This window comes from Actinomadura sp. BRA 177 (assembly GCF_013372625.1).
Taxonomy (GTDB): Bacteria; Actinomycetota; Actinomycetes; order Streptosporangiales; family Streptosporangiaceae; genus Spirillospora.
In genome coordinates this window covers 1-9,571 of the sequence record NZ_JABXFD010000733.1, presented here as the reverse complement: position 1 = coordinate 9,571, position 9,571 = coordinate 1, and the positions used below count along the sequence as shown (strand labels likewise).

Genomic DNA, 9,571 nt, shown 5'->3' with positions numbered 1-9,571 from the left:
AGCCCCGCCCGCCCCGGAGACTCGCTTGCGCGCAGTTCGTTCGCTGACGCGGCAGTGGCGACCGGCCGGACTCCGAGTGCGCTACCGCCGCTCAGGGTCGTACGGCGGTTGAGCTGGGGAGGGGTCAGTGCTTTTTCTAAGGTTTGTAGAAAGTGGCTTCAGGTCATTGACACGGGTCTCATTGCAAGGTTTCCTTCCTGTAGCCGCGCCGGGTGTACGGGCAGCGTCCGGTGGCGGTTCCACCCCGTCTCACTGAGGGAGTGCATCAATGCCCATTGCAGGCAGCCCCCCACCTGCGCGGCGACGTCCACGCCGGTTGCTCGCGGCCGGTGGTCTGGTGGTCGCTCTGGCTGCGGCCCTCGCGGTGCCCGGCGCGCGGCCGGCGCTCGCCGCCGGTGAGACCGTGAACGTCTATCTCACTACGACCTCCGACTCTGGTGGACGGGTTGTGACCCGCGGGCTGGAGCGGCAGCCGTCGGTCAGCTTCGCGTCGAGCAGTCCGGGTGCGGCGCACACGATCGCCGTCAATGACGGTGTGCGCTACCAGCGGTTCGTGGGTGGCGGCGCGTCGATCACGGACACGACCGCGCACCTGTTCCGGGGCGGGGCGATCAGCTCCGCCACGCGGGACGCGGTGATGCGGCGTCTCTTCGATCCAGTGGACGGCATCGGGCTGTCGTTCGTCCGCAATCCGATCGGGGCGTCCGACCTGTCTCGTCCGGGGAACGTCTCGCTGGACGACACATGCTGCGATCTCAGCGACTTCGGCGCCAATGGGTACGACACGAACGTCCGGTTGCTGACGCAGCAGGCAAAGCAGCTCAACCCCGCGCTGCACGTCATGGGAGTGCCGTGGAGCGCGCCCGGCTGGATGAAGGACAACGGCCGCATGGACCAGATGGGCTGGCTGAAATGGGAGTACTACCCCACGTACGCCCAGTACCTGGTCAAATACATTCAGTCGTATCAGGCGGCCGGCGTTCCGGTGGACTACCTCTCGGTGCAGAACGAGCCGAACTGCTGTCAGGCGGGCAATCCCACGGCGATGAACTATCCGGGGATGTCGTGGAATCCGTCCGGGCTGGTGGAGTTCACCAAGAACCATGTGTATCCGGCGTTCCGGGCCGCGGGGATCGGCACGAAGGTCATCCACTTCGACTGGAACTACGGGGACTACGGGAGTTTCGGGTCGCAGATCGTCGCTGATTCGGTGCTCCGGAACGACGCGCTTTCAGCGGGTATCGGGTGGCACGACTACGCCGGAAGCCCGTCTGTGGGCTCGCAGGTGCACGACCAGTATCCGTCCATGATGCAGTTCAACACCGAGCATTCCGGCGGGACGTGGGTCGGGAACCAGCACAACGAAGATATGGGCGACATCATCGAGCACGCCCGCAACTGGTCCAGTGCCGAGGTGAAATGGAGCCTGGCGCTGAACCAGAACATGGGGCCGCACAACGGCGGCTGCGGGACGTGCACCGGGCTGGTCACCGTCCAGGAGGGCGGCTCCCGGGCAGGTCAGGTCGACTACACCATCGAGTACTACACGATGGGGCACCTGACCAAGTTCGTGAGGCCGGGGGCTTATCGGATCGATTCCTCGGCCGATTCCGTTGTGCAGAACGTCGCCTATGTGAACCCGGATGGGTCCAAGGCCCTGATCGCCCACAATGGTGGGACATCCGCGCAGTCGGTCCGCGTGGTGTGGGGCGGCCAGTCGTTCACCTACTCGTTGCCCGCGCGCACCACGGCGACCTTCACCTGGTCCGGCACGCAGTCGGGGCCGCAACCGGGCACCGGGCAGATCACCGGGCTCGCCGGCAAATGCGTCGACGTGGCCGGTGCGAACACGGCGAACGGGACGCCCGTCCAGCTCTACTCGTGCAACGGCACCGGCGCCCAGCAATGGACCCGTTCCGCCGACGGGACAATTCGCGCGCTCGGCAAATGCCTGGACGTGGAAGGCCCGAGCACGGCCGACGGCGCCAAGACGCATCTGTGGGACTGCCACGGCGGCTCGTCGCAGCAATGGACGTACACGTCCGGCCACGACCTGGTCAACGCGTACTCCGGTAAATGCCTGGACGTGACCGGCAACGATTCCGCCGACGGCACCCGGCTGCAGATCTGGACCTGCACCGGCGGCGCGAACCAGAAATGGACGGTCCCCGCCTAGCGAGACCCCGCCGGGGAGCCGGCACTGCCCGGCCGGCTCCCCGGCGGAACTCACCCGCGTCCCCGGATGTGGCCGATGACGAGTTCGGCCAGCTCGTCCACCATGCGTTCGTGGGGGATGGGCGGACGGTCCAGGACGTACTTGATCGACAGCAGCCCGACGGTCTCGGTGATGATCCACAGCGTCGCGTCGATGTCGAGGTCGTCCCGGAACTCGGCGCGGTTGACCAGGAGGTAGACGCGGATCAGGTCGGTCAGCCGCCGCTGCAGCGCCGCGAGCTTGTCGAACGGGCCGAGCCACGGCACCTGCTCGACGATGATGCGCAGCAGGTCGGCGTCCTCCTCGAACAGCCGGATCTGCGCGTCCAGCATCGCGCGCCCGGCCTCCTCCCACGGCAGCCGCATCGTGGCCTCGATCTCGGCGCCGAGCCGGTCGGCGAGATGGTCGGCGAAGCGGTCCAGGACGGCGATGACGATCGCGTCCTTGTTGGGGAAGTACTGGTACAGCGATCCGTTGCTGATGCCCGCGGCCTTGGCGATCCGGTTGGTGGACGCGCCGTCGTACCCGCGTTCCGACAGAACGCGAGTGGCGGCCTCCAGGATGCGTTCGACCGTCCGGCGCGAGCGGTCCTGGGACGGGGTTCTGCGGGGCGAAAGCCCAGGTGAGGAGGCCATTGGTGGTTCCTTCGAAAACGCGACTTGTAAGCGACTCCTTATTCGCGTTCAACTTATATCAGCAGCTTTTCAGGAGGTATCGCACATGACGGTGACCGATGGGACGCCCGCGACCCGGTCGGCCGAGCAGGAACGCCGCGACGAGCCCGTCCCGTTCGGGCCCGGTTCGCTGCTGTGGGAGCAGATGGGGCTCTATACGTCGGCGATCGCAGGCGACAGCGTGTTCATCCTGCAGGTGATGCATCCGGCGATCGGCACGGTGGTCGACCGGCGGTCGAGTTTCCGCACCGACCCGCTCGGCCGCGCGGCGCGCAGTTTCGCCTCGGTGCAGACCTGGGTCTACGGCGGACGGACCGCCATCGAAGAAGGCAAGCGACTCCGGGAAATGCACAAGTCGCTCAGCGCGGTCGATGAGGAAGGGCAGCGCCACCACGCGCTGTCCGCCGAACCGTGGGTGTGGGTGCATCTCACCGGCTTCTACGCCGCCGTCACCGCGTCCAAGTACTTCGCTCCCGCGCCGATGACGAAGGACGAGGAACAGCAGTTCTTCGACGAGTTCCTCCAGCTCGGCAGGATCCTGCGGGTGCCCGAGCGGATGCTGCCGGCGAGCATCCCGGAGTACTGGGACTACTTCGACGACATGGTCGCGAACACCCTCGTCCCGCACAAGGTGGCGCACGAGGTCCTCGGCCAGATGAGCCAGGTCCCGCCCACCGTGCCGAAGCTGCTGCGGCCGGCGGTCGCCCCGCTGAGCGAGGCGGGCGGACGGCTCGGACGGCTGATCACGGTCGGCACCCTGCCGGAGGCGGCACGCGAGAAGCTCGGGCTGTCGTGGAGCGCGGCGGACGAGCGCCGGCTGCGGCTGGTCGCGCAGGTCATCGGACGGAGCACCCCGCTGCTCCCCGAACGCGTCCGGTACATGCCGATCGCGTACCGCGCGCGGCAGGCGGCCCGCGCCCAGGAGCGGCTGGAACGCGCCCTGGAGCACCGGCCCATGTGAACGTCCCTCGGCTGATCAGGAGGTCGACCACCATGACCGCACCCGTCCAAGACCCACTGGCGGCGCTGGCGGCCGCCGCTCCGTCGAAGACCGCGATCGTCGAGGACGAGCGGCGCCTGACCTACGCCGAGTTCAACGCGCTCGTGAACCGGTACGCGAATTTGCTGGTCGACCACGGGGTCCAGGCGGGCACCAAGGTCGTGTGGTGCGGCCGCAACAGCACCGTGGTCGTCGCCCTCATCTCGGCGCTGCGCAAGTGCGGGGCCATCGGCGTCCCGCTGAACTACCGCCTCAGCCCGGAGGAGACGACCTACGTCGTAGAGAACGCCGACGCCGCGGTGGTGGTGTTCGACGCCGAGCAGGCGGCGCAACTGGAGGCGGCATCACAGCAGGTGGAGGACGTTCGCGCGTGGCTCGCCTGGGGCGGCGCGGCGCCGGAGTGGGCCTCCTCGCTCGACGCCCTGGCCGCGAAGAGCCCGGAGACGGAACCGGTGCCCCTCGGCGCCGACGCGGCGGCCGGCACCTCGATGTTCTACACGTCCGGGACGACCGGCAAGCCGAAGGGCGTCGTCCGCGACGAGCCGGACCCGGAGCTGGTGCTGGGGCTCGTCGGCGAGATCGGCTTCCAGCCCGGCGACGTCTACCTCACGACCGGCCCCCTGTACCATTCCGGCCCGCTGAGCTTCATGCTCATCGTGCAGCTCATGGGCGGGACCGTGGTCGTCATGCGCGACTTCGACCCCGAACGCTGGCTTGACCTCGTCGAACGGCACCAGGTGACCACCACGTTCTCCGCGCCGACGCCGATCCGCCGGGTGGTGGACTTGCCGGACGGGACGATCCGCCGCCGCGACCTGTCGTCCCTCCAGCGGATGATCGCCAACGCGGCGCCGTGGCCGTTCGAGCTCAAGCGCCGCTACATCGAGAAGATCGGCGATGGCTCGCTGTTCGAGGTGTACGGCTCCACCGAACTCGGCGTCGACACGATCCTGCGTCCCGAGGACCAGCTGCGCAAGCCGGGCAGCTGCGGCCGGGCCGCCCCCGGCGTCGAGATCGCCCTGTTCGACGCGGACGGGCGGGCCGTCGAGGAACCGCACGTGCCCGGCGACCTGTACGTGCGCGGCGCCGCCACCTTCAACGCCTACTACAAGGCCGAGGGCAAGTTCCGGGACGCCGGCCGCGGCGAGTGGCTCACGGTCGGCGACATCGCCTACCGCGACGAGGAGGGCTTCTACTACATCTGCGACCGCCGCACCGACATGATCATCTCAGGGGGCGTGAACATCTATCCGGCGGAGATCGAGGCGGTGCTGACGGCCCATCCGGCGGTGGCGGACGCGGCCGTGTTCGGCGTCCCGTCCGACGAATGGGGAGAATCCGTGCACGCCGCCATCGTGGTGACGGGCCAGGTCACGGAATCCCGCGACTCCAAGCTCAGCTGACGCCCGGAGCGCACTCCCCGTCGAGCGAGCGGCTTCCGAAAATGTTTCGAGAAGCGGTTGAAAGTACGACCGAACCTTCTGGCTCCGGCCCGGGTCATACGGGATGACAACGCATTCTCGTGGAATCCGCCGAGCCGGAGGCCGAGCATGGATTACCTCCTCATCCTGATGATCGCGGCGAGCACCGTTGTCGCCGGGGGTGTCGCCTTCGCGGTCACGCGCGATGATCTCCACGGTGGAGGCAGGGTGGCGGCCTCGCTGGCCTGCGCCCTCCTGGTGGGCGCCGCCTCCGTGTTCATTCCCTATCTCCCCGTGCTCGCCTTCCTGGGCACCCTGGTGATCTATCTCGTTCTGCGGCGCCTGTTCTCCGCAGGGCTCGCACTCGCCGCTTCAGGCTTCGTTCTGTTCGCCGGGTGCTCGTTCTCCGTGCTGCTCATGATGGCCGCGCTGGAAAACATGTGACACGCCCTACGCGGCGGGACCTACTCCGCGTGATCGGCACACAGAACTTCGCGACCCCCCAGCGCGAATAGCGGCCAGAAACTGACCGCTTTTCCTGTCACGGTGGACGCATGACCGTTCTGGACGATCGGGCGCTCAACCGCGCCACACTCGCCCGGCAACTGCTGCTCGAACGCGCCGACGTCCCCACGCTGGACGCCGTCGCCCACCTCTGCGGGTTGCAGGCGCAGGAGCCGCAGGAACCGTTCATCGGCCTCTGGTCGCGGCTCCGCGCGTTCGACCCGGCGACGCTCTCGGACCTACTGACCGGACGGCGCGTGGTGCGCACCGCCCTCATGCGCCGCACCATCCACCTCGTGACCGCCGAGGACGTCCTGGCCTGGCGGGCGCGCCACCACGCCATGCTGTGCCAGCGCGTGCTCGGGGTGTACCGGCGCGAACTCGACGGGGTGGATTTCGACGAACTCGCCGCGGCGGGACGGGCGGTGATGTCGGACGGCCGCCCTCGCACGATGGCCGAACTCGTCCAGGCGGTCGCCGAACGCTGGCCGGAGCCGGGGCGGCGGGCGCTGGGGGAGATGCTGATCTCCGCGCTCGTCCCGATGGCGCAGGCGCCGCCGCGCGGAGTGTGGCGCGCCAAGGCGGGGGTGCGGAACGTCCTGCTGGCCGACTGGCTCGGCCGCGAGGTCGACCCGCTGCCCTCGGACGACTCGGACCCGGTCGGCCAGACGCTGGTGCGGCGCTACCTCGCCGCGTTCGGCCCGGCGACCTCGTCCGACCTGCGCGCGTGGTGCGGCCTCGCCGGACTCCCGGCCGCGGTCGCCGCAGTACGCGATGAACTGGTCACCTTCAAGGACGAGCGCGGCCGTGAGCTGCTCGACCTCCCCGACGCCCCGCGCCCCGACCCCGGAACACCCGCCCCGGTGCGCTTCCTGCCGGCGTTCGACAACGCGATCCTCGGCTACCAGGCCCGCAACCGCATCATCGACGACGCCCACCGCGGACTCTCCGTAGCCGGCGAGCGAGTCGTCCTGGTCGACGGCCGAGTAGCCGCCACCTGGACCGTCAACGCGGACACCGTCGTCATAACCCCGCTGCATCCCTTGTCCAAGACCGCCCGCGCCGCCGTCAGCGAGGAGGCCGAACACCTTGCCTCATTCCTCTCCGCCGACGTCCACCAGGTACGAATCGCCCCATAGCCGGGACAGCGCTTCATTGACTTGCGGCGTGTTGCCCTTATCGATAGCCGGTTAGGGGCAACACGCCGCAAGTCAACGCACCTGGGAGTGTGGGGGGAGTAGGACGCGGAAGGTCGTTCCGGCGTCCGGGGTCGTGCGGAGTTCGACGCGGCCGCCGTGGGCGCGTACCAGGGAGTCGACGATCGCCAGGCCCAGGCCGGCGCCGCCGCCGCGTGCACGGCCGCGGGCCTCGTCGGCGCGGTAGAAGCGGTCGAACGCGTGCTCGGCCTGGTCCTGCGTCATGCCGGGGCCCTCGTCATGGACCTCCAGGACGGCGAGGCCGTCCTGGGTGCCGACGCCGATGCGGACGGGCGTGCCCGGCGGGGTGTGGGCGACGGCGTTCCCGACGAGGTTGGAGGTGACCTGGCGGAGCCTGGCCTCGTCGCCGAGGACGGGGGCGCCGCCCGGCGGGCCGCCGTCCGGACCGGTGAGGGTGACGGGACGTCCCGGGTCCAGGGCTCGGACGTCATGCAGTGCGTCGGCGGCGAGCGTGCGCAGGTCCATCGGGGTGAGGTGCAGCGGTACGGCGGCGCCCTCCTCGTCGAGGCGGGCGAGGAGCAGGAGTTCCTCGACCAGCTCGACCAGCCGCGCGGCCTCGCGCTCGATCCGGCCCATCGAGGCGTCCACGTCGGCCCGTTCCGGCATGCCGCCCATCCGGTACAGCTCGGTGAAGCCCTTGATGCCGAACAGCGGGGTGCGCAGTTCGTGGCTCGCGTCGGCGATGAAGTGGCGCATGCGCTGCTCGGACGCGGCGCGGGCGGCGTCGCCCGCCTCGATCCGGTCGAGCATGCCGTTGAGCGCCGCCGCCAGCCGGCCCAGCTCGGTGCGGGGGGCGGCCAGCTCCGGGACCCGGCTGGACAGGTCCCCGGACGCGATGGCCGCCGCGGTCGTCTCGATCCGGCGCAGCGGCCGGAGCCCGCCCCGGACGGCGAACCAGCCGGCGACACCGAGCAGCACCAGCACCGCGGAATCGATCAGCAGGACCCGGCCGGCCAGCCGCCGGACCGTGTCGTTCACGACGCCGAGCGAGCCGGCCACCACCACGCTGCCGCCGCCGGTGCGCGGCACGGCGACCACCCGCCAGTCGTCCGCGTGGAAGGGCTCGCCATCACGGCCTGCGACTGCCGCGGTGTCAAGTCGGGGCAGCTCGGGCGGGTCTCCCGAAGCAGGCCGGATGACGCGCTGGACGTCGCCGCCCGGGCCGAGGTAGGCGAGGTAGACGTCCCTGATCAGCTGCTCCTCGACGGTGTCGCGCACCTGCGGGGCGTCCTCCCCGGCCACGTCCGGCAGGGTCGGCAGGCGCGCGGCCACGGCAGCGGTGCTGCGGATCCGCTCGTCCACCTGCTTGATCAGGTCGTGCTGGAGCTGCCGGAGGACGAGGCCGGTGCTGCCCAGCAGCGCGGCGACCAGCAGCAGCATGGTTATCCCCAGCACCCGGCCGCGCAGCGAGATCCCCCGGCTGGGTTTCGTGCCGTTCACTGAGCCGGCCTGCGCAGGACGTAGCCGATGCCGCGCACCGTGTGGATCAGCTTCGGCTCCCGGTCGTCCACCTTGCGCCGCAGGTAGCTGACGTAGGAGGCGACGATGCTGTCGTCGCCGCCGAAGTCGTAGCGCCACACCAGTTCCAGCAGCTGCGCCTTGGAAAGCACCTGCCCGGCATGCTCCATCAGCACCCGCAGCAGGTCGAACTCGGTCGGAGACAGTGGGACGGGCAGCCCGGCACGGGTCACGTGATGGCTGTCGGGATCGAGCGTGAGGTCGCCGACGACGAGCCGGCCGTCCGGCTGCCGTCCGCTGGTGCGGCGCAGGATGGCGCGGATGCGCAGGATCAGCTCCTCCAGGTCGAACGGCTTGGTGACGTAGTCGTCGCCGCCCGCCCGCAGCCCGCTGATCCGGTCCTCGGTCGCGTCCCGTGCGGTGAGGAACAGGACCGGCGGGGGACCCGCGGGCGAGCCCGCCTGCCGCAGCCGTCGGACGACCTCGAAGCCGTCGAAGTCCGGCAGCATGACGTCGAGGACGATCAGGTCGGGCCGCTCGTCCCGCACCGCGGCCAGCGCCTCCACACCGGTCGTGACCGCCGACACGGCGTACCCGGCCAGCCGCAGGCTCGCGGACAGCAGCTCGCGCAGCGTGGGATCGTCCTCCACCACCAGGAGATGTTCCGCCATGGCCCGTCCCGTTCCGATCGTGGTCTCCCTATGCGTCCCGCCTGCGGAAAGCGAGGAACGCGGCCGCCAGCAGAACCGCGACGCATGCCGCCATCACCGTGAATCCCGGCCACGGATCCAGCAGGGCCGGATCGCGGTAGCCGGTCGTGATCTGCCCGCCGGCGGACGGCGGCCAGTATTTCGCCGTCCAGTCCGCGAGCCGCCCCGGAAACGCGGGCGCGAACGCCGGCACGATCAGCAGCGACGCGAACAGGGTGGTCACCGTGGCGGTGGTGCTGCGGATCAGCGTGCCCAAGGCGAGCCCCAGCAGCCCGGCGAGCGCCAGATACAGCCCGCCGCCGAAGATCGCGCGCCACGTCCCCGGATCCCCGAGCGCGACATGCGGCGCGCCCGCGCCGTCCAGCGCCGCCT

At 70.0% G+C, this 9,571-nt stretch carries 8 protein-coding genes and 1 pseudogene; 5 read left to right on the top strand and 4 right to left on the bottom strand.

Annotation, left to right across the window (positions count from 1 at the left end):
* Window positions 1-337 precede the first annotated feature (337 nt).
* Window positions 338-2,176, top strand: coding sequence for a lectin (locus HUX53_RS39680; protein ID WP_217920450.1), 1,839 nt, complete (start codon window positions 338-340; stop codon window positions 2,174-2,176).
* A gap of 50 nt (window positions 2,177-2,226) precedes the next feature.
* On the opposite strand, the gene HUX53_RS39675 is transcribed toward HUX53_RS39680, so the two are convergent.
* A complete protein-coding gene (locus tag HUX53_RS39675) occupies window positions 2,227-2,850 on the bottom strand; it encodes a TetR/AcrR family transcriptional regulator (RefSeq protein WP_176408402.1) in 624 nt (207 codons plus the stop codon).
* A gap of 85 nt (window positions 2,851-2,935) precedes the next feature.
* Between HUX53_RS39675 and HUX53_RS39670 the strand changes: the two genes are divergently transcribed.
* The 4 genes from HUX53_RS39670 to HUX53_RS39655 all read left to right on the top strand — a co-directional run bounded on the left by HUX53_RS39670 (window position 2,936) and on the right by HUX53_RS39655 (window position 6,953).
* Window positions 2,936-3,850, top strand: coding sequence for an oxygenase MpaB family protein (locus tag HUX53_RS39670; RefSeq protein WP_176408401.1), 915 nt, complete (start codon window positions 2,936-2,938; stop codon window positions 3,848-3,850).
* Window positions 3,851-3,882: 32 nt separating this feature from the next.
* Window positions 3,883-5,292, top strand: a complete 1,410-nt coding sequence (locus tag HUX53_RS39665) for an AMP-binding protein (protein ID WP_176408400.1) — start codon at window positions 3,883-3,885, stop codon at window positions 5,290-5,292.
* Between the two features lie 147 nt (window positions 5,293-5,439).
* On the top strand, window positions 5,440-5,754 hold the full coding sequence (locus HUX53_RS39660; RefSeq protein WP_176408399.1) for a hypothetical protein: 315 nt from the start codon (window positions 5,440-5,442) through the stop codon (window positions 5,752-5,754).
* Between the two features lie 110 nt (window positions 5,755-5,864).
* Complete coding sequence (locus tag HUX53_RS39655; RefSeq protein ID WP_176408398.1) at window positions 5,865-6,953, top strand: winged helix DNA-binding domain-containing protein; 1,089 nt, start codon at window positions 5,865-5,867, stop codon at window positions 6,951-6,953.
* A 72-nt stretch (window positions 6,954-7,025) separates the two neighbouring features.
* Here HUX53_RS39655 and HUX53_RS39650 read toward each other — a convergent pair whose 3' ends face one another.
* The 3 genes and pseudogenes from HUX53_RS39650 to HUX53_RS39640 form a co-directional block, all read right to left on the bottom strand.
* Window positions 7,026-8,471, bottom strand: a complete 1,446-nt coding sequence (locus tag HUX53_RS39650; RefSeq protein WP_217920449.1) for a HAMP domain-containing sensor histidine kinase — start codon at window positions 8,469-8,471, stop codon at window positions 7,026-7,028.
* Window positions 8,468-9,160, bottom strand: coding sequence for a response regulator transcription factor (locus tag HUX53_RS39645; protein WP_176408397.1), 693 nt, complete (start codon window positions 9,158-9,160; stop codon window positions 8,468-8,470). The genes HUX53_RS39650 and HUX53_RS39645 overlap by 4 nt, the downstream gene beginning before the upstream one ends.
* A gap of 28 nt (window positions 9,161-9,188) precedes the next feature.
* Window positions 9,189-9,571: pseudogene (locus HUX53_RS39640) on the bottom strand (ABC transporter permease); the annotation flags it as partial.